This window comes from Streptomyces sp. AK08-02, from assembly GCF_033795085.1.
GTDB lineage: Bacteria > Actinomycetota > Actinomycetes > Streptomycetales > Streptomycetaceae > Streptomyces > Streptomyces echiniscabiei.
Genome location: NZ_JARAZV010000046.1, coordinates 1 through 1,490 on the forward strand (window position 1 = coordinate 1; position 1,490 = coordinate 1,490).

The window sequence follows — 1,490 nt, forward strand, 5'->3', positions numbered from 1 at the left end:
CCCCCGTTATCTTCTTCGCGGTCCTGCAAGAGGGCCGCTGGCCTCCGGGTCCGGCATGACTGTTCCCCCCTGTCGAACGAATGACCTGGGGGGTGGTGTCACCGGGCCCGAGAGGCGCCGTTGGAGACGCTGATAAGAGGTCCGACTACCGCCTGGCCTGGCGCAATGCCCGGCCGCTTGTGGGCGGCAGGTCTGCATAACGTGGATGCGCGCGTACGGCGCCAACGCCCTGGCCAGCACCGCACGAACCCGGTTCGGGAGGATGGTTTGTACGACATCGACGACGTGGGCGTCTTCCTCGGCCTGGACGTCGGCAAGAGCGCTCATCACGGGCACGGCCTCACCCCGGCCGGCAAGAAGGTCTTCGACAAGCAGCTGCCCAACAGTGAGCCCAGGTTGAGGGCCGTCTTCGACAAGCTGGCCGCGAAGTTCGGCACCGTGCTGGTGATCGTGGACCAGCCCGCCTCGATCGGAGCCCTGCCCCTGACGGTCGCCCGGGACGCCGGCTGCAAGGTCGCCTACCTGCCCGGACTCGCGATGCGGCGGATCGCCGACCTCTACCCGGGCGAGGCGAAGACCGACGCGAAGGACGCCGCGGTGATCGCGGACGCCGCCCGGACCATGCCGCACACCCTGCGCTCGCTGGAACTGACCGACGAGATCACCGCCGAGCTGACCGTGCTGGTGGGCTTCGACCAGGACCTGGCGGCCGAGGCCACCCGCACCTCCAACCGGATACGCGGCCTGCTCACCCAGTTCCACCCCAGCCTGGAGCGCATCCTTGGTCCACGCCTGGACCACCCCGCGGTGACCTGGCTGCTGGAACGCTACGGATCCCCAGCCAGCTTGCGAAAGGCCGGTCGCCGCAGGCTCGTTGAGGTGATCCGGCCCAAGGCTCCGCGCATGGCTGCCCGGCTGATCGACGAGGTCTTCGACGCGCTCGACGAGCAGACCGTCGTGGTCCCGGGCACCGGCACCCTCGACGTCGTCATCCCGTCCCTGGCCCGTTCGCTCGCGGCCGTCCACGAACAGCGACGAGCCCTGGAAGCGCAGATCGGGCAGCTGCTGGAGGCTCACCCTCTTTCCGCGGTCCTGACCTCGATTCCGGGGGTCGCGGTCAGGACCGCCGCCACGCTGCTGGTCACCGTCGGCGACGGAACCAGCTTCCCCACCGCCGCTCACCTCGCCTCCTACGCCGGCCTCGCCCCGACGACCAAGTCGTCGGGGACCTCGATCCACGGCGAACACGCGCCCAGAGGCGGCAACCGGCAGCTGAAACGCGCGATGTTCCTGTCCGCGTTCGCCGCACTGCACGATCCCGCCTCCCGCACCTACTACGACAAATGCCGAGCCCGCGGGAAGACCCACACGCAAGCCCTCCTCCGGCTCGCCCGACAACGCGTCAACGTGCTGTTCGCGATGCTCCGCGACGGCACGTTCTACGAACCCAGAACCCCACGCCTCGCTTGACCAAAGACATAGAGGCACCC

At 69.1% G+C, this 1,490-nt stretch carries 1 protein-coding gene; it reads left to right on the forward strand.

Going from position 1 to position 1,490, the window contains the following annotated elements; translation table 11 throughout:
• Positions 1 to 267 precede the first annotated feature (267 nt).
• Positions 268 to 1,470, forward strand: a complete 1,203-nt coding sequence (locus PV734_RS45660; RefSeq protein ID WP_319295226.1) for an IS110 family transposase — start codon at positions 268 to 270, stop codon at positions 1,468 to 1,470.
• Positions 1,471 to 1,490 lie beyond the last annotated feature (20 nt).